Source organism: Rothia sp. HMSC066G02 (assembly GCF_001813145.1).
GTDB lineage: Bacteria > Actinomycetota > Actinomycetes > Actinomycetales > Micrococcaceae > Rothia.
Window position 1 is genome coordinate 185,356 of record NZ_KV811597.1, and the last position, 20,560, is coordinate 205,915.

17 protein-coding genes and 1 tRNA gene are annotated in these 20,560 nt (G+C 56.3%); 4 read left to right on the forward strand and 14 right to left on the reverse strand.

The genetic code is table 11. The annotated features are described in order from the left end of the window. The 4 genes from HMPREF2894_RS07475 to HMPREF2894_RS07490 form a co-directional block, all read right to left on the reverse strand. Nucleotides 1-729 carry an acylneuraminate cytidylyltransferase family protein gene (locus HMPREF2894_RS07475; protein WP_070600619.1) on the reverse strand — a complete coding sequence of 243 codons (729 nt, stop codon included), beginning with the start codon at nucleotides 727-729 and terminating at the stop codon, nucleotides 1-3. Next, nucleotides 729-1,829, reverse strand: coding sequence for an RNA-binding protein (locus tag HMPREF2894_RS07480; protein WP_070634158.1), 1,101 nt, complete (start codon nucleotides 1,827-1,829; stop codon nucleotides 729-731). Before HMPREF2894_RS07480 ends, HMPREF2894_RS07475 begins: the two co-directional genes overlap by 1 nt. Further along, entirely contained in the window at nucleotides 1,820-2,818 is a 999-nt protein-coding gene (locus HMPREF2894_RS07485; RefSeq protein WP_070634159.1) for a CgeB family protein, read from the reverse strand. Before HMPREF2894_RS07485 ends, HMPREF2894_RS07480 begins: the two co-directional genes overlap by 10 nt. A 258-nt stretch (nucleotides 2,819-3,076) precedes the next feature. After that, a complete protein-coding gene (locus tag HMPREF2894_RS07490; protein ID WP_049355023.1) occupies nucleotides 3,077-3,997 on the reverse strand; it encodes a glycosyltransferase family 2 protein in 921 nt (306 codons plus the stop codon). A gap of 181 nt (nucleotides 3,998-4,178) precedes the next feature. Between HMPREF2894_RS07490 and HMPREF2894_RS07495 the strand changes: the two genes are divergently transcribed. Together HMPREF2894_RS07495 and HMPREF2894_RS07500 are read left to right on the forward strand one after the other, a co-directional pair. Then, a complete protein-coding gene (locus HMPREF2894_RS07495) occupies nucleotides 4,179-5,141 on the forward strand; it encodes an alpha-1,2-fucosyltransferase (protein ID WP_049355022.1) in 963 nt (320 codons plus the stop codon). Continuing rightward, nucleotides 5,138-6,106, forward strand: coding sequence for a glycosyltransferase family 2 protein (locus HMPREF2894_RS07500; RefSeq protein WP_053089017.1), 969 nt, complete (start codon nucleotides 5,138-5,140; stop codon nucleotides 6,104-6,106). The genes HMPREF2894_RS07495 and HMPREF2894_RS07500 overlap by 4 nt, the downstream gene beginning before the upstream one ends. 100 nt (nucleotides 6,107-6,206) lie before the next feature. Here the strand turns inward: HMPREF2894_RS07500 and HMPREF2894_RS07505 are convergent, their stop codons facing one another. From HMPREF2894_RS07505 to HMPREF2894_RS07515, 3 genes are read right to left on the reverse strand one after another with little or no spacing between them, the layout of a single operon-like run. After that, nucleotides 6,207-8,024: an ABC transporter ATP-binding protein gene (locus tag HMPREF2894_RS07505; RefSeq protein ID WP_070678608.1), complete on the reverse strand. Its 1,818-nt coding sequence runs from the start codon at nucleotides 8,022-8,024 to the stop codon at nucleotides 6,207-6,209. Nucleotides 8,025-8,032: 8 nt separating this feature from the next. Then, nucleotides 8,033-9,109, reverse strand: a complete 1,077-nt coding sequence (locus HMPREF2894_RS07510; protein ID WP_049346759.1) for an acyltransferase family protein — start codon at nucleotides 9,107-9,109, stop codon at nucleotides 8,033-8,035. 32 nt (nucleotides 9,110-9,141) lie between these two features. Then, nucleotides 9,142-9,957 carry a glycosyltransferase family 2 protein gene (locus tag HMPREF2894_RS07515; RefSeq protein ID WP_239663441.1) on the reverse strand — a complete coding sequence of 272 codons (816 nt, stop codon included), beginning with the start codon at nucleotides 9,955-9,957 and terminating at the stop codon, nucleotides 9,142-9,144. A gap of 477 nt (nucleotides 9,958-10,434) precedes the next feature. Between HMPREF2894_RS07515 and HMPREF2894_RS07520 the strand changes: the two genes are divergently transcribed. Next, complete coding sequence (locus tag HMPREF2894_RS07520) at nucleotides 10,435-11,559, forward strand: arsenate reductase/protein-tyrosine-phosphatase family protein (protein WP_070678611.1); 1,125 nt, start codon at nucleotides 10,435-10,437, stop codon at nucleotides 11,557-11,559. Nucleotides 11,560-11,721: 162 nt separating this feature from the next. On the opposite strand, the gene HMPREF2894_RS07525 is transcribed toward HMPREF2894_RS07520, so the two are convergent. The 3 genes from HMPREF2894_RS07525 to HMPREF2894_RS07535 all read right to left on the reverse strand — a co-directional run bounded on the left by HMPREF2894_RS07525 (nucleotide 11,722) and on the right by HMPREF2894_RS07535 (nucleotide 14,335). Beyond that, on the reverse strand, nucleotides 11,722-12,702 hold the full coding sequence (locus HMPREF2894_RS07525; RefSeq protein ID WP_070678614.1) for a ribose-phosphate diphosphokinase: 981 nt from the start codon (nucleotides 12,700-12,702) through the stop codon (nucleotides 11,722-11,724). A gap of 20 nt (nucleotides 12,703-12,722) precedes the next feature. Beyond that, nucleotides 12,723-14,177: a bifunctional UDP-N-acetylglucosamine diphosphorylase/glucosamine-1-phosphate N-acetyltransferase GlmU gene (gene glmU / locus HMPREF2894_RS07530; protein ID WP_070678617.1), complete on the reverse strand. Its 1,455-nt coding sequence runs from the start codon at nucleotides 14,175-14,177 to the stop codon at nucleotides 12,723-12,725. Between the two features lie 87 nt (nucleotides 14,178-14,264). Continuing rightward, nucleotides 14,265-14,335: transfer RNA gene (locus tag HMPREF2894_RS07535), tRNA-Gln, on the reverse strand. A gap of 235 nt (nucleotides 14,336-14,570) precedes the next feature. Between HMPREF2894_RS07535 and HMPREF2894_RS07540 the strand changes: the two genes are divergently transcribed. Then, nucleotides 14,571-16,400: an ABC-F family ATP-binding cassette domain-containing protein gene (locus tag HMPREF2894_RS07540; protein WP_070678620.1), complete on the forward strand. Its 1,830-nt coding sequence runs from the start codon at nucleotides 14,571-14,573 to the stop codon at nucleotides 16,398-16,400. An 86-nt stretch (nucleotides 16,401-16,486) separates the two neighbouring features. On the opposite strand, the gene HMPREF2894_RS07545 is transcribed toward HMPREF2894_RS07540, so the two are convergent. From HMPREF2894_RS07545 to HMPREF2894_RS07560, 4 genes are all read right to left on the reverse strand, one after another. Next, a complete protein-coding gene (locus HMPREF2894_RS07545; protein ID WP_070678623.1) occupies nucleotides 16,487-17,491 on the reverse strand; it encodes a GHMP family kinase ATP-binding protein in 1,005 nt (334 codons plus the stop codon). A 68-nt stretch (nucleotides 17,492-17,559) separates the two neighbouring features. Beyond that, the gene (gene rsmA / locus HMPREF2894_RS07550; protein WP_070678626.1) at nucleotides 17,560-18,432 is read right to left on the reverse strand and encodes a 16S rRNA (adenine(1518)-N(6)/adenine(1519)-N(6))-dimethyltransferase RsmA; all 873 of its coding nucleotides are present in this window, start codon (nucleotides 18,430-18,432) and stop codon (nucleotides 17,560-17,562) included. Between the two features lie 45 nt (nucleotides 18,433-18,477). After that, complete coding sequence (locus tag HMPREF2894_RS07555) at nucleotides 18,478-19,299, reverse strand: glycosyltransferase family 25 protein (RefSeq protein ID WP_049346770.1); 822 nt, start codon at nucleotides 19,297-19,299, stop codon at nucleotides 18,478-18,480. A gap of 385 nt (nucleotides 19,300-19,684) precedes the next feature. Then, entirely contained in the window at nucleotides 19,685-20,506 is an 822-nt protein-coding gene (locus HMPREF2894_RS07560; RefSeq protein WP_070594019.1) for a glycosyltransferase family 25 protein, read from the reverse strand. Nucleotides 20,507-20,560 lie beyond the last annotated feature (54 nt).

A 20,560-nucleotide genomic window follows, 5' to 3' on the forward strand; every position in this document is an offset into this window, starting at 1 on the left:
TTACTTGCCTTCGGCCAGGATCTGAGTGAGCTGGTGCTCTGCCACGGAGAAGTCAATCGGTGCATCAATGTCGACGCCCTCGACCTCGTCCAGCATGAACAAGTCAATGGTACCGCCGGGGTAACCCGCAAGGCGGTTGTGGTGGTCCATGTACACGTGAGTCTTGGTGATGTACATCGAGCCGTTCTCGCGGTAGCGGAAGGTTTCCTTGGTCAGTTCCTGGCGGCGCGGGCGATGCATAATCTCGAATGCCGCGGTGGGCTCACCGTCTGCGTGCCAGGTCCAGATGAACGGACCAATCGGAATCACACCGACCATGGAGTCCTTACCGTTCTCAGCGAACTGGCGGACCGCACGAGCCAGGGTGCCGGGCAGACGCACGGGGCTGGTTGCCTGTAGCAGCATGACAGCCTCGGGCTCCCAACCGTTCTCGGTGTAGAACTCGATGGCGTGCTCAATGACCGGCTCGGTTGCGGTGGTATCTTCAGCCAGGTGTGCCGGGCGAATGAACGGCACCTCGGCACCGTACTCGCGGGCGATGTCAGCCAACTCAGCATCGTCGGTGGAGACGACAACACGTAGCTCGTGCTCGCCGGCTACTTCTTCCTTAGCAGCCAGTGCCTGCTCGATGGTCCATGCAACCAGCGGCTTACCCGCGATAGGACGCAGGTTCTTACGCGGAATGCCCTTCGAGCCACCGCGCACGGGAATGACGCAGAGAATACGCATTATGCCTCCAAAGTTTCAATCATTAGTTCAGCGATACGCTGTGCCGGTTCCTTCTTCGGCTGAACCGGTGCCGGGGTCGGTTCCTGGCCCCACTGGTTCATGCCGTAGCGGTCCCAGAACTCCACCAGCCATGCCGGCGGTGCAGGGTGGTATACCCACGCCGGGATTCCGCGGATCGCTGCCTCCAGAACACCGGTAGAGAAGATGGACACCACCGGGTTCGGTACCTCGTTCAGCGGGGTACCGGAGCGGTCAATACGGATACCTTCCTTCTCCCACAGCTTGTGGGTCAGCACCGACAGCTTGTCCTTCTCGCTCGGGTGCGGGCGGTAGGTTCCACCAAACTTCTTCAAGAAAGAGTGGGAAGCGTACGCGAAGGATGCGCGCGGCAGTTCCGCACCGTGCATCTGTCCCAGGAAAATCGGTTCCAGGTCGTTCTGCTTCTGCGCTTCAGCACCGGCAGCTTTCTGTGCCGCCAGGTAGAGTAGCTGCGAACCCACCGCGTGGGTGGTCACATCGCGGCGACCCGATGCCCAGAACTGGGCGTCCGCTTCGCTGAAAGCCAGCAGGGTGCATCCAACCGGTAGCGGCGGTGCCTGAGGCACCAGCAGGCCGTGCTGAACAACCCAGTACTCAGCGCCGATCGCGCGAGAGTACTCGTAGGCGGCCGCGCCGCGGGCCAGGTAGTGGCCGAGGGAAAGGACCACGCGCACACCGGGCAGGAGCCCCTGCAGCTGGTCGCCCGTCACTTCCTGCTCGGTCCAGGCATCACGGCCGTAACGCTCGGTGGCGTACTGGCCGTTGAGGTACTCCGAGGCGTCCTCGGGGACCCACAGGGCCACGCCCACGTTCTCGAGGTACTTGAGCGGCTCCAGCAGGGAGTTACGGCTCGTCGGGGAGAAAGAATCGAGCACGATGAGCACGCGGGGTACAGCGCCGCGGGTGTAGAGAACACCGCCAACAGGTGCTTCCTGTTCAGCCGCGCCCCCGCGCAGACGTCCGATAAGGCTGCGGGCCTCGCCCTTAGCCCAACGCAGGGTATTCTGGCGCTTCTGCCAGGCGGCCCATGCATCAATGTCGAGGGGATAGGTTAGGCCCATAGCTGCTCCAAAATCTTGACGCGCTGATCAAAGGTGTGCTCGGCCAGAGTACGCTTCTGACCGGCTTCACGAATCTTTCGCGCCCACTTCGGGTCACGGAAAATGCGGGTACAAATCTCGATGAGCTCATCGATGCTCTCGTACACCAAAACCTCTTCACCCGGAATGTAGTAGCGGTCCACGTCGGGGCGGTCAATCACCTGCAGGGCGCCAACGCCGGGCGCCTCGAAGGTACGCATGGTGAAGCCATCCTGGTTATTGTGGATGTTCAGCGTTGCCGGGGAGGACGCCATAATGCCGTACGCCTCGGAGCGGTCGATGTCGCGGCCGGCGGGAACACCGGAGTCCTTGAACTGCTTGGTGCGCAGAATATCGTAGGGGTGACGCGACCAGGCACGGCCGTACGCGCGAACCGGCAGACCGGCGGCGACGAGGGCCTGCAGGGTCTCCTCGCGGTTGGGGTACTTGGCGCCCACGAAGTTGATGGAGTCCTCACGCACGGGAATAACCGGGCAGTGGGTGTCATAGGCGTTGGGCATGTCGAGCACCTCGAAGCCCTGCTCGCGCAGGTGCTGCGCGTCCAGCGGGCTGTAGCTTGCCAGCGAACCCAGGTGGTGCAGGTCCTCTTCGGTGTAGCTCATGCGGCGCATCTCGTCGTAGAGCCAGGTGCCGTAGCGAACGCCGGAGGTTTCCAGCAGGTCCCACCATTCGCGGGAGAGCATGTCGCCCTTAATGACCAGCACAATATCGGGGCGGAACTCGTTGAAAGCGTCAATAGCCTTTCGAGTTGCCTGAGCCGCGAAGCTTTCGGGGCGGTACTTCTCGGGCAGCTCGTGGGCAAGCTTGTTGAGGATACGCTCGGGCAGAGTACCCGGCGCATCGTAGATGTGGGTGCGCACTTCGTATCCGTGCACTTCCAGAGATGCCTGAATTGCCTTCCAGTACCCGTGGAATGCGGGCGAGAGCAGTAGAAGTTTGGGCTGAGTCATATGAGGATTGAATCCTGTCGGCGTTTGCTATACGAACCCGCAGGGTAAAACCGTGCGGTGCTATGTGTTGGAGTGAAGAGGAACGGAAAGTTTCACCTAGAACTTGAGGCAAAACATACCTACTGAAATTTTACAACGAAAGCAGGAGACGACACACTCGAGTGCACTGTGTCGCCTCCTACGTTCTATATGTGCCTTCTGTGATGTCGCGTTCAAAATCTTGCGGAACTACCGCTGTAGATTCCGCACGTTTCGCGTCTAGTTCTCGCGGCGCTCTGCCTTGGCGATACGCTCCAGCTCGGTGGCAAGGAAGCCACGAGCATCCACGTCCTTATTGCGCAGGCCGCGTACCGAGTTCACCAGGAAGTTCGCGTAGCTGGTAGCACGCAGAGCAACAGCAAGCTTCTTCTCCCAGCCCCACTTATCCGCATAAATGAAACGAGCAGTGGTCAGCCACTGTACACGACGCTCAGAAGGCGAAGATCCGCCACCCTCGTGGGTTACAGTCACCGAAGGAATCAGGTAACGATCCACACCAGCGTTCGAGAGGCGATACTGGAAGTCCACCTCTTCACTGTTCATGTAGAAACGCTCATCCATGCCACCAATGCGGTTGAAGGTCGCACGAGGAACAACCATGCACGCACCCATAACCCAGTCGACCTTCGCGTCCGAGGTGCCGGTGCAGGCCTCAACATCGTGGCCAACACCGCGGTGCCACCAGTTGGTCGGCTTGAAACGAGCCAGCGGAGTGAACCATTCCCACGCCACATGTGCCGCGGTGGGGAACTTGCGAGCCACCCACTGCTGCTTGCCGTCGTGGCCAATAATCTGCGGGCTAGCCAGGATCTCGCCGTGGCGTTCCACGGCTGCAAGCATACGCGAGACGAAGCTGTTATCCAGCTCCAGGTCGCTGTTGAGGATGAAAACCCATTCACCGGTCGCGGCAGCAACACCGGAGTTCACAGCCTTACCGAAACCACCGTTGACGGGGCGGCGAACCACGGTCACACCCTCAACCTCGGGGAAGGGGGTGGGAGAAACATCATCAGAGACAATAATCTCGATATCGGCGGGGTCAATGCCCTGCTGAGTACGCAGAGTGTCAATAATGGCAAGAACCGGTTCCGGCTCGCCGTAGAAAGGAATAACCGCAGAAACGCGGGGAAGGAAGGTCATGTATTACAATCTTTCTTGAGTGAGAGGGATAATAGAAACCACCGTAGCGGTGGGTGCTATCGTCTCTAGGATTATACAACTTCACTACTTTTTCAGCTGCACTTTTCGATTACCTATACAGGTAACAAATACTCACCCACTATCAACTCGCCATCTTACACATTCGAAAGGGGACTTTCTCGTGGATTCTGATATCCAACCCATCAATGAATCAGAAAGGGTCGCCGTATACACTGTTCAGCAACCCGCTTTCAAACGTGCTGTCACTGCAGCTTACAGCTCTATTCGCCATAAGTATTTGGGGAAATATATTAACCTTCTACGTCGCGGTGAAAAATTTATTCTCCTTTCCTACCCTATCTCCCGGGGAGGCAATTGGCTGTATCTATGGGCCCGCGCTGCGACTCTGCGCCATCACGGTACCGATAAAGCATCTTTGCTCTACGGTCCCGGTATGGAGGCATGGACCGAGGAATTCCCGAAACTTGCCTCTATTACGGCTCCTTTGTCAGAGTACACGTTCTTCACCCGCCGTAGCGGCTACTTCCCGACGGATATTGAGAAAGATATCAGCGAAGAAGATTTGCACTTTTTTATTCGCGAATATCTTCTTTCTTCAGAGGCCTTTAGTGAGCGCCTTGCAAGAATGCAGAATGTAGTGGATGAAAATTCTCTCGTCATTAATGTTCGCCGAGGCGATTACTATTCCGTGCCTCAAATTAGTGAGGTTTTCGGAATTGATACGGTGACCTATGTGGAGGAAGCACTGAAGAAGCTTCAGGATACCGTTACTCCTTCAAAAATTATTTTTGTATCAGATGATCTTCAGTGGTGCGAGGAAAATCTCTCACATCTGAGCTCAGTTGCGCCCTGCATTTTCGAAAAGCAGGGATCTGGCATGTTCGATGACCTGGCCCTTGTGGCTAGCGCGCCTTACCTGATTCTAACCAATACGACCTTCGGCTATTGGGGGGCTTACATCGGTGAGTTGTTAGCTCAGAAGGTTGTCCTTTCCCCTGATATTCATCAAGTTATTCCTGTAGACGATCGTGCCTATCAGAGCCGCCCAAAGATGCACCGCACTCATTGGGTTGCTGTGCATCATCCCGAAGGTAAAAACTGGATTACGGGTGAACTGCTGTGATTAACGCTCTTAAATCCCTCAAGCATCAGCTTTTCCTGCTAAAAATTAATCGTGATAAAAAACGCGAAGCGATTGAGCTCCGTGAGAGTGCTGAGTTTAAAGAGCGTTACGCTTCACTCAACAAAACATTTACCCACGCGGATCTCCCCTCTGGTCCCTTCATCTGGGGCATAACCATGGTGAAAAACGAAGCAGATATCGTCGAGCAGACGATCCGACATCTACTCAATCAAGGTGTGGACCATATCTTAGCAGCCGATAATGGCTCTTCTGATGGGACCTATGAGCTGCTGCTCGAACTCAGCAAGAATCTACCGGTGCACGTTATTCAGGACCGTGAGCTAGCCTACTACCAGTCAGAGAAAATGACTTGGCTTGCTGACCGGGTGATGGAAGCGGGCGCTGAATGGATTATCCCTTTCGACGCTGATGAATTTTGGTATGGTGTTTCTGCTCCGCTATCGGAAGTCCTACGCTCGCAAAAGGGTCATACTGTCGAGCTGACGAAGCTGTACAACGTTTTTCCCAGTATTGAAGGACCTACTCTCAGGATTGATCCAACTCCCCACTGGGATCTGAAAGTGTGTTTCTCACGCTGGGAGAATGCAGTTATCAAAATGGGCAACCATGAGGTCATTGCACCGGGTAAGCAGAAGCTTAATGAAGTTGCTATCATCCACTACCCCTGGCGTTCAAAAGAACAATTTACGCGCAAGCTACGTCAAGGGGCTAAGGCGTTGGAAGCCACCAATCTGCCTGAAGAGATGGGATACCATTGGAGACGTAATGGTGATATAACCGTTGAAAGTGCTACCCCCCTATGGGAAGCACTTTTGCGCGGCGAAGTTAACCATGAAACCGTCACTTGGCATCCAACTGGCCCTCTTACATCTATTGGCTCTTTACCTCAAGAGTTTAAAGAAATCGTTCATTTGCTCAAAGAAAAGACGGCTACAGGTATTTAACACGGATATTTCCAGACGGTAAAAAATACAACATAAACAAAAGAAGGGGCTCTCGTTCATGACGAGAGCCCCTTCTGCTTTAGATATGCAACCTATGAGACTAATCCGGCAACTGGCCCAGCTTCACCAGGTTAGCGAATTCAGCGTTGGCCTGCTGCACCTCCACAAAGGTACCTTGATTAGCAATCTGTCCCTTGGAGAGATAAACCAGCTGGTCAACATTACGAACCGTCGACAATCGGTGAGCCACGATAATAACCGTAATGTCCTTAGAAATACGCTCGATGGTCTTCGTGATCTTGTGCTCGGTCTCGTTGTCCAATGCGCTGGTTGCTTCATCCAGAATCAACACACTCGGGTTACGGTACAGTGCACGGGCGATACCCAGGCGCTGCTTCTGACCACCCGACAAACGGGTGGCGTTGTAGCCAATCTTAGTTTCCAGGCCATTCTCCAGAGAGTCGATAACCTCGGTCAGAGCAGCCACTTCGAGGCAGTACTTGACACGTTCCACGTCAATTTCCTCAGGCTTTAGTCCGAATGCTACAGCCTCCAGCACAGTGGAATCTGCGATAAAGACATCCTGGGGAACGTAGCCGATATGTTGGTGCCAGGAACGCAGGTCCTTCAGAATCGACTCACCATTCTGCAGCACCTGACCACGGGTCGGTGCAAAGAGACCCAGAATAAGGTCAATCAGAGTAGTCTTACCCGAACCAGAACCACCCACAAAAGCAATTGAGGAGCCCATCGGGATATCAAGAGTGATGTCCTTCAGCACAGGCTTATCACCGTCAGGGTACTGGAAGGTCAGATTATCAATCTGAATATTAACAGGCTCAATGCTCTTGTTGATGTAGTCGTGATCCTTCGGGACGACCGGTGCGGAGGGCATCTTGAACATACGCTCTTCAGGGGTAAGGTGTTCAAGCTCTTCCAGCAGTGTATCACTCGCATGTTCACCTGCACGGATGCTACCAAGAGAGGCAACCATACGGGTGTAGTTAGGCAAAATACGAATGCAGGCACCAGCAAAGAGAAGCAAATAGCCAGTGCTATCAGCACCTTGCGTAGCGCTCATAAAGGCCAAGAGAGCAGCAATACCAACAATGAAGATGATTTCCAAGGTGTACTTCGGGAAATCGGAGAGGAAAGCACTACGCATTGACGCATTAACAGAGTCAATTCGCTTTTCCTGGTAGCGGTAGGTGTAGCGTTCAGTCACACCGTACATGCGGATTTCACGGAAGCCCACTACAGCTTCGATAGCCGCGTCCAGCGCGCCCTTAGTCGCATTCAGTACGATGACGCCCTGTTCGCGGTTCTTGCGCTTGAGCACAGCCTGTAGCACGAACGAAGCCAGACCGAAGTAGATAAAGGCGAGAAGAGCAGGCACCGGCATAATGACTAGTAGCATTACCATCAACACAATAATTGACAGTAAGTCACCGATAAAGCCAAGCACACCGTTGACAAAGGTACCGTAGGCCTGACCCGCCACATCATTTACGGAGTTCAGCACCGGGGCGGTACCACGCTTACGGTGGTCCAGGTAGGGCTCGCGCATGTAGCGGTTTAGCAGAGTCACTGAAACAGCGCTCTGCTGGGTGGCGATGAAGCCGAGGCTCCAGCGACGAATAATTAGGGAGAAGACACCCTTGAAAACAAATGCTGCGACGAGAGCCACGCCGAAGATAACAATTAGGGTGGGGGTATCCGGATCGCCGAAGAAGTTAGAAACTTTCAGGATGAAGCCTTCACGTGGGGTTCCCATAGCGAGGTTCACCAGAGGAAGCACGAGAGCCACACCAAGCATCTCAAAAAGCGATACCGCAAAGAGACCCAAAATGTTTAGTACCAAGAGCCTAAACTTTTTACCCGGGAAAAAAACCCGAATTTTAGAGTAAACACTCTTCACAATAAAACCTATACCTTCTGTGAATATTTTTTCACAATGAAACGATGAGCTGGACGCTCAATATAATAATGAGCCAGCAGCGCGAGAATACTCGCGATGATAAGAGAAACTACGACGTACACCAGACCCGTTATACCGCCGTGAGCGGATGCAGCCGAAGGTACCGATCGCACGTAAGCCAGCACCAGCTCATGCACCAGGTAGAATGCGAAACTTGCTTCACCAGCAACGACCCCAATCTTCCAGAACACGTTCTTTTCGCGAGGCTGAGCGGAACGTTGGATATCCCAGAGCCCCAATACAAGAATCAATACCGCCCAGACCGGTGCCAGTAGCAGGCCATGAGCCGTCTGTAGCAGGTAGAACTTCGAGCTGACGTACATGGCGCCGAGAGCTATAGCAATCATGGCCAAGCAGTGGTAACCGTGAATCACGGGAACGCGGTAACCATCACGCACCTTGAGAGCAAAGAGGCCCAGAGCCAGGCCGAGTGCGAACTCGCCCGAGCGCAGAAGTGGGTTAGCGTACACCACCACGTCCATAAAGTTCGACTGGGCGGCCAGAATATAGGAGACCGTTGCCATCAGTAGGAACCAGCCACCCAGTAGAGCAGCCTTCACACGGTAGCGCATACCATCCAGGCGGTTCAGTACGAACGGGGTCATGAGGTAGAAGAATGCCTCGCAGGAGAGTGACCAGCTCACCGCATTATTTGAGAAAATAACTTCCCAGGACGGTACCCATGCCTGCAACAGAACCAGATTCAGCAATGCACTCAGCGGGTTGAGGTCTCCAGCAGAGTTAGACACTCCGAACAGTAGAAGACCCAGCAACGCCACGCAATAGAAGAAGAGATGCAGAGGGTATACCCTCGCAAAGCGGCGAAGATAGAAGTTCTTCGCCCCAGCGTTCTTGTTATACGACCATGCCAACACGAATCCAGAAAGAATAAAGAAGAGCGAAACACCCACATAACCGAGGCGCGCACCCGGAAGCCAGTTAGCCCATTGAGTCCCGTGGATAACGTGGTACCCGAACACAAGAAGTGCCGCCGGACCGCGCACAGCAGTCAGAGAATCCAACATAATCCTGGATGCTGGGCGTACGGGCGCTGTCATTAAGCATCTCCCTTAGCAATCGAACCGTCTTCATTCCAGTAACGCCACTGTAGGAATTTGCCCCACACCATCGGCCCCTTAGCTACGAATTTAATACGCTCATCGGGACGGCCATGCGAAATGTTCTCCCATACCTCAGCAATTTCAGCATCGCTGAGCTTGCTACCCGCTTCCCAGTGAGGCGCGAAGTAGCTCAAATCCTCACCAGTACGACGGGAGGTCTCGGTTCCCACGCGTACCTTACGGGCAATCTGAGCAATGCCTCGGTACTGCAGGTGAACAATCTCAAGTCGCTGCTCAATATCGCCAAGACGGCACACATCGTGATTACCTGGGATGACCACAGCGAAGGGGTGAGAGCGGAAAGCACACTTACCCGGGAAGGGGTAGGAAGCGTCCATCACCAATTCGGTGTCCACGATGTTCTCAGGCGAATCAACGGTAGGTACAGTGTGGTGGAATCCTGCATAGTAGATGCCCATGTTATCGGGTGCGTTGCGCAGGAAATCACCAAGCTTCTCATCCTCCGCATACCAGAATTCGTCACCATCAAAAGGAATAATCCAGCGAGCGCCACTACGCCAAGCCAAGTGCGAAAGATAGGTTATCTTCTCAGACTGAATATGCCGGTCGCAGTTATCTTCAGCAAAGATAAGTCGCGAATCCTCGTTTGCTCGCTGACGCAAGTACTCACGAGTACCATCAGTCGAGAGGTTGTCAGCGACAATAATCCGATCAATTCCCTGGGCAAAAAGATGGTCGAGCACAGAGGGCAAAATATCTAGCTCGTTCTTAACGACAGAAACAGCCCACACTTCCTGACGAGGACCTTTAAGACGCGGTGCAGGAAGGTTATGGACTTTGAGAAAACGAATGGCTTCAACCTGATCTCGCCAGAGTTTAGGGGTGTTTCGCCGTTTAAAGGAATAACTAAGCTGACCCAATTCTGAGCGGATTTTTGAGAGAAGGTTCATGATGCCTTTCTCGACCCGTCACAAGATATAGACGAGCCCATGAGTTTGAGGAGTGATGAGTAGATGCTAGCCATAATTCTAACACGCAGGCTTTCCTCGCCCTCAGAAAGTTTTCTGTACTTTAGGTCATTTTTCGTTCGAGAATACTCAATAGTTACGTCAACATTATGTACATCTGTAGGGTATTCGCCACACGCAGGAAAAGGAACCGTTGAAGGTGCAAGTAACTCGGTATGATAGATACTATTCATTCAACCAACCCGACACTTCCGGCTTCCCTGTTCACTGTTGGGTACGTCAATTAGAAAAGGCTTTTTGATGGGCATCTTCAACATTAAGTCCCTCAAGGACAAGTACGCGTGGGGGTCCTCCGAGGACAAAACCAACTCCGCAGAAACCGCCGAGGAGCACCCGGCACCCCCCGCTTCTTCCTCCGCGAATATTGCCGATGGAGTCCGTTCCCTCATTAAGAGCAACCCCGAACTGGCAGGCAAGAACCGCCGCGGGGTAGCCGGTCGTACCATCACCCCCGACGGTTCGCTCCGCGAAGCCATCGGAGACTACGAAGTCCGTTCCCCCTCCGAGGTAGCCGCTCAGGAAGTCACCCCGGAAGAAGAGCTCAGCGCCGACGGCACCGCAACCGTCTCCGCGCAGCCCCTCACCCACACCGATATCGAGGCTACCCCCGGTGACATTCTCGACGTAGACGAAAAGCCCGCAGGACCCAACATTATCCGCGTGGGTCAGCGCAACGCGCCCACCGTTGATGCCGAAGAGCTTGCCAACCCCGAAGAAGCCAACAGCCAGAATACGCAGGCTTCCCGCCAGACAACGAAACCCCGCAGCGAACGCCCCTCCCTCTTCAAGTTCTCCCCCAGCACCCTCAACCAGGCTGACAGCACACGTAAGGACGGCCCCTTCGAAGCGCTCTTCGTGTGCACCGGCAACATTGCCCGTAGCGCATCCGGCGAGGTCATCTCCAAGCACCTTGCCGCCGAGTACGGTCTGGAAGACAAGTGGATTTTCGCCAGCGCAGGCACCGGTGCCCTCGTCGGCCACGGCGTCTACGAACACGTGGCCAACGAACTCATTGAGCGCGGCTACAACCCCGAAGGTTTCGCGTCCCGCCAGCTCAACGGCCAGATTATTGAGAACGCCACCATCATCCTGGTGGCTGAGAAGGTGCATGCCGACTGGATTGTGCGCGAGTGGCCCCAACACCACTCCAAGATTAAGCTGCTCAAGCAGGTTGCACGTATCCGCGAAGATGCTCGCCGCGCCGAACCGCTGTCCTACCTCTACTCTTACGGCGCCCGCCCGCTTGATACCGACAAGCTGGAAGACCCCTACCGCCGTGGCCCCGCAGCCGCTAAGGTCGCAGTGGACGAGGTGGAGCAGTCCCTGCGCGTGATTCTGCCCTGGCTCGCACAGGCACACCGCTAAGCGCACACCGCTAAACATACGAGGCTAAATACAGCGCTAACCCGGCTGGAACAGATATCTGCTCCAGCCGGGTTAGCTTTAGCCTCTACAACTTAGCCTCAATAGCAGAAAGTCCCCCACCGACCAACAGTCAGCGGGGGATTTTCGTTAGGCTTTAGAAGCCTAGTGATCGAAAATCTCGGTCACAGAACCCTCGTCGAAGACCTCGCGGATAGCGCGAGCGATCAACGGAGCGATGGAGAGAATAGTCAGGTTATCGAACTGCTTCTCTTCCGGCACGGGCAGGGTGTTGGTCACGACGACCTCCACAGCACCGCACTGGGACAGACGCTCAGCAGCCGGATCGGACAGAACCGGGTGGGTTGCCGCAATGATAACTTCCTTCGCGCCCTTGTCCATGAGGACCTTCACAGCGCCAGCAATGGTGCCGCCGGTGTCAATCATGTCGTCAATCAGCACGCAGGTACGACCCTCAATGTCACCCACAACAGTCTTAGAAACAGCCTGGTTGGGGACGTTGATGTCGCGGGTCTTGTGCACGAATGCCAGGGGCGCGCCGTCCAGCAGGTCAGCCCAGTGCTCAGCCACACGGACACGACCGGTATCCGGGGACACAACGGTCACGTTGGACAGGTCGTCCACGCGGTCGCGGATGTGCTTAGCCAGAACCGGAATCGCGAACAGGTGATCCAGCGGACCGTCGAAGAAACCCTGAATCTGCGAAGTGTGCAGATCCACGCACATCAGACGGTCAGCACCAGCAGTCTTGTACAGGTCCGAAATCAGACGTGCCGAGATAGGCTCACGGCCCTTGTGCTTCTTGTCCTGACGAGCATAGGGGTAGAAAGGAGACACCACGGTAATAGAGCGAGCAGATGCACGCTTGAGTGCATCAATCATAATGAGCTGCTCCATGAGCCATTCGTTGATGGGTGCCGGGTGCGACTGAATCACGAAAGCGTCCGCACCGCGCACAGACTCCTCAAAGCGGACGTAGGTCTCGCCGTTGGCGAAGGTGTATGCGGAGGTGGGCAGCAGGTCGTGATCAAGTGCCTGTGCAATCTCCTCGGCAAGCTGGGGGTGTGCTCGACCGGAGACCACTACAAGCTTGCGCTCACCGGGGTTGGTAATCTCGCTACTCATGGTGTTGTTCTTTCCTCGAATTAGGATTCTGCCGGTTCCTGCGCACCAGCAGCTTTAGCTGCCTCGGCGGGTTCGGTACCGGCACGGTTCTTCAGGACCCAGCCATCGATGGTGCGCTGGGAAGTCTCAGAGTAGGCGAGGGCGCCCGCAGGAACATCCTTACGGATCAGCGCGCCCGCGCCGGAGTAGGCACCGTCACCGACGGTAACAGGTGCAACATAAATGCCTGCGGAGCCCATGCGAGCATGAGCACCAATAACGGAACGGTTCTTCACCAGACCGTTGTAGTTCGCGAAGATAGAGCCAGCACCAATGTTTGCGCCCTCACCAATGGTGGCGTCACCAACGTAGGACAGGTGCGGAATCTTTGCGCCATCACCAATCTGCGAGTTCTTAGCCTCGCAGAAGGTGCCAAGCTTAGCGTCCTTGCCCAGAGTGGTACCGGGGCGCAGGTATGCGAAGGGGCCAACAGTTGCGCCTTCACCAATGACAGCACCGAAACCGTGAGCGCGGATGACGGTAGCGTCAGCCTCAACGGTCATGTCGGTCAGGGTGGTGTCCGGGCCAATGGTGGCGCCGGTAGCGACGGTGGTGGAGCCGTGCAGCTGCACGCCCGGCAGCAGGGTTACGTCGTTCTCAATGGTGACGGTGACGTCAACCCAAGTGTTCTCAGGATCAACGATGGTCACGCCGTTACGCATGTGAGCCTCGAGGATGCGGTTGTTGAGCATACGACCCAGCTGAGCCAGCTGCACGCGGTCGTTAGCGCCCTCGACCTCCCAACGGTCCTCAATAGCCAGAGCGGAGGTACGGTGGCCCTTCGAACGAGCAATGGACAGAACGTCGGTAATGTACTTCTCGCCCTGTGCGTTGTTGGTGGTCACCTCAAGCAGTGCCTCACGCAGAACAGCGGCGTCAAAAGCGTAAATACCGGAGTTGATCTCGGTAATTTCGAGCTCTTCGGGGGAAGCGTCCTTCGCCTCAACAATAGCGGTCACTTCGCCAGCCTGGTTACGGACAATACGACCGTAGGCGCCGGGCTCATCAATGTGAGTAGTCAGAACGGTTACGGAGTTCTTGTCTTCCTCGTGGAAGGCAATCAGTTCGCGCAGAGTCTCGGGGCGAAGCAGAGGAACATCGCCGTAGGTCACCAGGACGGTGCCGGAGACGGGTGCCTGCGCATCCAGAGCGCTCAGACCGACCTCAACAGCGCGGCCGGTACCCGGAATCTCATCCTGATCAACGATGGTTACCTCAGGGTCAAACGCAAGCACATGCTCAGCAACCTTATCGCGCTGGTGGCGTACCACAACAGCGAGGCGCTCGGGGTTCAGATCGCGTGCAGCAGCGACAGCGTGCTCAACCATGGATCGACCACCAATGCCGTGCATGACCTTGGGGGTAGCGGACTTCATGCGCGTACCAGCGCCTGCGGCGAGAACGATCACTGCAGAGGGTGCCAGTTCAGTGTTCACTGGGAAGACTCCTTAGTAGTGGTTGTAAGAGTGAGGAGTGAGCGCGGACCGCTAACTCTCTATCAACGGTGCCGTTGAGTGCTTACGCTCCGCCACTAGGACTCGAACCTAGACAAACGGCTCCAAAGGCCGCTGTGCTGCCATTACACCATGGCGGATTATCCTTACATTCACGACAAGCCCCCGCTAGCGGGTCCTCATCGTCATTGACCGCCATTTTGGGCACAGAACAGCGCAATGCAGGAAATGCTTTCCTCAGTTTATCAAATATCTGTGCTCAACTTAGCCGCGCGCCCCGCAATCCCCACAGCTTTTCTCAGCACCGCCAAGTAGCCCCTCATCAAAGCTTGGAGCGCTACTTGAACTGAAGACTCACCCTGTACCCTAGAAGGCGTGGCACATCTACTTGGCGGCGAATCGCTGCACCTCGAATTCCCTACCCGAACCATCTTTGAGGGCATCACGGTCGGTCTGAACGAAGGCGACCGCATCGGCATTGTCGGTCGCAACGGCGACGGCAAGTCCACCCTCATGAAGATCCTTGCCGGCCGGCTCGAACCGGACTCCGGCCGCGTTACCGTGCGCGGCGGCACCCGCATCGGCTACCTCGACCAGTCAGACGTCCTCGACGACGACCACACCGTCGGCTACGCAATTGTGGACGACACCCCCGAATACGAATGGGCGTCGCAGGCACGCATCCGCGATGTTATCTCCGGTCTGGTCTCTGACCTGCCCTGGGATGCACCCGTCTCTTCGCTCTCTGGCGGTCAGCGTCGACGCGTAGCGCTCGCCTCCCTGCTCGCGCAGGAGTGGGACGTGCTCATGCTCGACGAGCCCACCAACCACCTGGATGTTGAAGCCATCACCTGGCTCGCTAACCACCTGAAGTCCCGCTGGTCCAAGAATGCTGGCGGACTCATGGTCGTCACCCACGACCGCTGGTTCCTCGACGAAATCTGTACCTACACCTGGGAAGTGCACGACCGCATCGTCGAGCCCTTCGAGGGCGGCTACGCGGCGTACATCCTGCAGCGCGTGGAACGTGACCGTCAGGCGGCCGCTGCGGAGGCGAAGCGTCAGAACCTGATGCGTAAGGAGCTCGCTTGGCTGCGCCGCGGTGCGCCCGCGCGTACCTCCAAGCCGAAGTTCCGCATTGATGCCGCCAACGCCCTCATTGCGGACGTCCCGCCGGTGCGTGACACCGTGGAGCTGAAGAAGATGGCAGTCTCCCGCCTCGGCAAGGACGTGGTGGACCTCGAAAACGTCTCCGTCGTCTACGACGACCCCTCGATGCCCAACGGCAAGCGCCCCGTGCTGAAGAAGGTCACCTGGCATATTGCTCCCGGCGAGCGCACCGGCATCCTGGGCGTGAACGGTGCGGGTAAGTCGACTCTGCTTTCGCTGGTGACCGGCGATTTGAAGCCGACCGAGGGCCGGGTCAAGCACGGTAAGACGGTGAAGATTGCGACCCTGACCCAGCAGCTTGATGAGCTCAACGAGGTCGCTAACGACCGCGTCTCGGATGTGATTGGCCGCAAGAAACGCAGCTACATTGCTGACGGCAAGGAGCTGTCCCCCTCGCAGATGCTGGAGCGTCTGGGCTTTACGAGTGCGCAGCTGTCTACCCCGGTCAAGGACCTTTCGGGTGGTCAGAAGCGTCGCCTGCAGCTCATGCTGATTCTGCTGGATGAACCGAACGTACTGATTCTCGACGAGCCGTCCAACGACCTGGATACCGATATGCTCGCTGCGATGGAGGATCTGCTGGACACCTGGCCGGGTACCCTGCTGGTGGTCAGCCACGACCGTTACCTCATGGAGCGCGTCACTGATCAGCAGTACGCCGTGATTGACGGTTCGTTCCGTCACTTGCCCGGCGGCGTGGACGAGTATTTGGCGCTCTCAGCAGCTGGTGCTGGCGGTTCTGCCGCCGGTAGCGTGCAGGCGCGTGCCGCCTCCTCGGCGCAGGCTTCTGCTGAGCCGGATACCCCGAAGGTCTCCGGTGCCGAGCTGCGTGCGGCGCAGAAGGAATCCGGTGCGATTGAACGCCGCCTCGCCAAGCTCGCTGCAGAACAGGAGAAGCTCTCCGAGCAGATGAGCGCGCACGACGCCTCCGACTACGCCGGTTTAGCGGCACTCGGCGAGCAGCAGCAGACACTTCAGGATGAGATTGACGAGCTAGAAATGCGCTGGCTCGAGCTCTCCGAGCTGCTGGGCTAAGGTCTATAGACATAGAAGAATGCCGGTTCTAGATTCAATCTAGAACCGGCATTCTTCATATATTCAGCGCTCAGCTACAGCGGCAACTAAGGGTGATTCAGAATCGCACTAACCGCGCTCACAGCGTGGTTGCCCGCAGCGCGAAGAGTGGAGGCAAGAGCCTCCGCCCGAGCCTGCGAAGAAACCAGCAGAAGCACCGTCGGACCGGAACCGGACACCAGGGAGGCGTACACGCCCTCACTCTCGCGCAGGTTCAGGGTCTGTTCCAGCTGCGGGGCGCACGAAAGCGCGGGAGCCTGCAGGTCGTTACGTAGCAGCGGTGCCAAGGAGGCGAGCGCCGCCTCCGAACCATCATAAGAATTCAGGGTGCTCAGAAGCTCTACGGGTTCCACCAGCTTGCCTGAGGCAGGGTACAGCCCCGAGGCGCGGCCCGCATCCAGCTGCTTGAAGACGCTGGGGGTGGAGAGGCCAAACTGCGCGGCGACAATCACCAGGTGCAGAGGGTCCCGAGGCGCCGCAACATTCTGCAGCTCGGTGCCGGTCCCCTGCCCCAGTGCGAGGGTCTGCCCGAGCGCGGCACGCACGCTAAAGGGAATATCGGCACCCAGCTGCGCGGCAAGACGTTCATAATCCGTCTGGGTCAGGAGCGCACCGGTGCGGCCGGTTGCGTGCAGGTAGCGGTCCGTAGCAATGAGGGCGGCAGCCGCGTCCGCTGAACCGCCCGCCATACCGCCAGCCACGGGCACAGCCTTCGCAATATGCAGGTGTAGCGCCGGGACAGAGCCAATACCGTGCTCCGCAAGGATTAGCTCCGCGGCACGGTACACGAGGTTCCGCTCATCCATCGGCACATCGGCTGGGTCGAACTGCCCCGCCTGCATCTGCTGCTCCACCAGGGAGCCGGGCATAATGTCCATGCTCAGGCTCAGCCCCGGCGTCTGCCCCTCAGAGACCGTAATGGTCTCCGTCAGAGAGACCGCCGCAAAAAGCGTAGTCAGCGGGTGGTAGCCGTCCGGGCGGACGTCCCCCACAGCGAGGTACAGATTGACCTTACCGGGAGCATCAACCGAAATAGCGACCTGGGTACTCATCAGCGCATACACCTTTCGCGCGGAAACTCGCGTGAGAACGTCAGTGAAAAATTTAGAGCGGGAAGAAGCTACTTCGTTACAGGCTCAGCCGGAATAGTCAGCGAAGCCTCCGCAATGCGGATAAAGCCGTGAATATCCAGCTTCTCACCGCGCTCCGTCGGAGCGATACCGGCAGCCACCAGAATCTGCTCCGCACGCGCACCCGAGCCCGCCCAGGAGCTCAACGCGGCACGCAGGGTCTTACGGCGCTGAGCGAAGGCCGCGTCCACGATCGTGAACACCAGGTCGCGGTCAACGGTAGAGAGCGGCTCTTCGCGCATGCGGAAGCCGACCAGGCCAGAGTTAATCTTCGGCGCAGGCCAGAACACGTTCTTGCCAATCACGCCCGCCTTATACACCTCGGCATACCAATTAGCCTTCACCGAGGGCACACCGTAAATCTTTGAACCCGGGGTCGCCGAAAGACGGTCGGCGACCTCGTCCTGAACCATCACCAGGGCGTGACGAATGCTCGGGAACTGCGCAAACAGGTGCAGAAGCACCGGAACCGCCACGTTATAGGGCAGGTTCGCCACCAGAGCATCCGGAGTGCGAGGCAGCTCGGTGACCTTCAGGGCGTCCATGAGCACCACGTCAATATCGCCCGCCTTCTCAGGGCGGAACTTCTCAATCGTGTGCGGAAGCTGCTGAGCCAGGGGCGGGTCAATCTCCACCGCCACCATATCCTTCGCAGCGTCCAGGATGCCGAGGGTCAACGAACCCAGGCCCGGGCCGACCTCCAGCACCGTCTCCTCCGGTGAAATCTCTGCCGCGTTGACAATACGACGAATCGTATTAGGGTCAATCACAAAGTTCTGCCCAAGAGTCTTCGTAGGACGAATACCGAGCATCTCGGCAAGCTCACGAATCTCAGCAGGGCCGAGCAGGGGCAGATCGTTCACAGCGTTCCTTCACATAGGTGGATGGTGGGGAGGTTACAGTTTAGGTTACCGCGAGAAACGCTGCTTTACCTCATCAACAGTGGCTTCCAGAGCGTTCTTAGCATTTGTAATACGCTTCTTCGGTGCCAAAGCGATACGCACTCGATCCAGCGGACCAGTACCGTGCTGGAGACTATTCACCTTATCCAGATGACGCTTACCGGATTCCAAAATGACGCTGCTGCCTTCCCAGCCGCACAGGCCAGGCTGCACAAAACGCACATCCACACCCCACTGCTGGTACAGCTTGTAATCATCAGCTACGGTGCCCGGTACCTTATCCTCAAATTGCTTGAGCAACAGCTCAGCACCCGAACGGGAAATCAGGTACAGACCGGTGCAAATCAGGGGCCACGTACCGTACGGCTTACCCATACGGTACTTACCGTGTACAAAAGGAGACAGCAGAGACAGGCGGATGTATTCCACCTGCGGGTTCAGCTTGCCGGCATCATTCGCAAAAGAATCGCTGAGGTTCACCAGCTGCACCTGCGGGTACTTCGTGATGATTGCGTTCACCACCGCCTCAGCATCCGGAGAAAGAAGAATGTCGTCTTCAGCAATCAGTGCCCAGTCGGCGTCGCTCGCAACAAAGTCACGCCACATCTTCACGTGGCTAAGCATGCAACCCTTCTCCGCGGGGCTCGGGTCGCGATGCCAGCGGCTACGGAAAAACTCAACGTCAAATTCTTCATCAGTGACGTGATTATCGCGGTTATCCACCGCAGAATAACGGACAAAATCCTGCGCGGGTGCGCCCACCGAATAGAACGAGTCAAAACGGTTCGCGCCATCCAGGCCCAGAACATACTTCAGAATCTTTGCCATGTTTTTCCCTTCAATAGCTCATCCAGAAGACCTAAGCAGTAGAAGATCGCGTCGGCTAATGATGAGCTTTCAGAACTTCAGACCACCTGCACAACAGAGGGGTTCATCAATCTTAAAAATCAGTGCGTAAACGGCAGGGAGTCTGAAATATTGAGCGTGTGATAAATACGCACACCGCAGTGCAACGTAAAAAGAATTCTATCATTCACCATGCGCCAATCTCAGGTCTCCTCAGGTTAAAACGCGATGTGGCACGCGTCGTACTGGTGCACAGCAAAAATCCCCTCCCTACCGGATATACACAATAGGGAGGGGATACTGGACAGGCAGAAGACCCACATATTTAGATTTTTATGTGATGACAGTAGCCCAATCCGTCTCTGGGTTATCGTCCCAGGCGCTGCTTCACATCATCAATGGTGGCTTCCAGAATATTCTTCGCGTTCGCAATACGCTTCTTCGGCGCCAGGGCGATGCGCAACCGATCGAGAAAACCAGTGCCATGCTGCGTGCTCTTGAGGCTTTCCAAGTGACGAACGCCAGAAGTTTGAATGAGGCTAGTACCTTCCCAACCGCATAGACCGGGTTGCACCAAATATACGTCTACCCCCCATTCTCGATAGAGGGAATAATCATCGGCAACAACGCCAGGAACCGTCTCTCCATAACATTCCACGAGTCGTTCAGCCCCAGAACGCGAAAGAAGATACAGGGCAGCACCATACAGAGGCTTTGAACCATAGGCATTACCCATACGGTACTTGCCGTACACAAAAGGAGAAAGCAACGAAAGACGGGGATAATCAACCTGCGGGTTGAGCTTGCCAGCTTCAGAAGCGTAGATATCGCCCAGGTTAACCATCTGCACGTGAGGATACTTTTCAATAATCCTCTCCACTACAGGCTGCAGGTCAGGGGAAATGAGGACATCGTCTTCTGCCAGCAAAGCCCAGTCGGCATCTGAAGCGAGGAAGTCCTTCCACATGTGGTAGTGGCTCAAAGCGCAACCCTTTTCAGCAGGCCTCGGCTCTTTACCGTAACGAGCCAGGAACAGTTTGCTATCGAATTGTGCATCAGTGACGTGATTATCACGGTTATCCACCGCAGAATAACGCTGAAAACCTTGAGCGGGTGCCCCCACCGAGAAGAAAGAATCAAACCGGTTAGCGCCGTCCAGTCCCAGAACGTATTTCAGAATTTTTGCCATAGTGTCCTCCTAAAGCACCAATCACCGGGAGCAAGGCACAAAACCGAGTGAGAG

What these genes read in the sequence shown, in the direction of transcription:
- HMPREF2894_RS07545 (WP_070678623.1), bottom strand. Translation starts at nt 17,491, where the DNA reads ATGAGTACCCAGGTCGCTATTTCGGTTGATGCTCCCGGTAAGGTCAAT.
- HMPREF2894_RS07520 (WP_070678611.1), top strand. Translation starts at nt 10,435, where the DNA reads ATGGGCATCTTCAACATTAAGTCCCTCAAGGACAAGTACGCGTGGGGG.
- HMPREF2894_RS07555 (WP_049346770.1), bottom strand. Translation starts at nt 19,299, where the DNA reads ATGGCAAAGATTCTGAAGTATGTTCTGGGCCTGGATGGCGCGAACCGT.
- HMPREF2894_RS07480 (WP_070634158.1), bottom strand. Translation starts at nt 1,829, where the DNA reads ATGGGCCTAACCTATCCCCTCGACATTGATGCATGGGCCGCCTGGCAG.
- HMPREF2894_RS07475 (WP_070600619.1), bottom strand. Translation starts at nt 729, where the DNA reads ATGCGTATTCTCTGCGTCATTCCCGTGCGCGGTGGCTCGAAGGGCATT.
- HMPREF2894_RS07490 (WP_049355023.1), bottom strand. Translation starts at nt 3,997, where the DNA reads ATGACCTTCCTTCCCCGCGTTTCTGCGGTTATTCCTTTCTACGGCGAG.
- HMPREF2894_RS07485 (WP_070634159.1), bottom strand. Translation starts at nt 2,818, where the DNA reads ATGACTCAGCCCAAACTTCTACTGCTCTCGCCCGCATTCCACGGGTAC.
- HMPREF2894_RS07560 (WP_070594019.1), bottom strand. Translation starts at nt 20,506, where the DNA reads ATGGCAAAAATTCTGAAATACGTTCTGGGACTGGACGGCGCTAACCGG.
- HMPREF2894_RS07525 (WP_070678614.1), bottom strand. Translation starts at nt 12,702, where the DNA reads ATGAGTAGCGAGATTACCAACCCCGGTGAGCGCAAGCTTGTAGTGGTC.
- HMPREF2894_RS07510 (WP_049346759.1), bottom strand. Translation starts at nt 9,109, where the DNA reads ATGTTGGATTCTCTGACTGCTGTGCGCGGTCCGGCGGCACTTCTTGTG.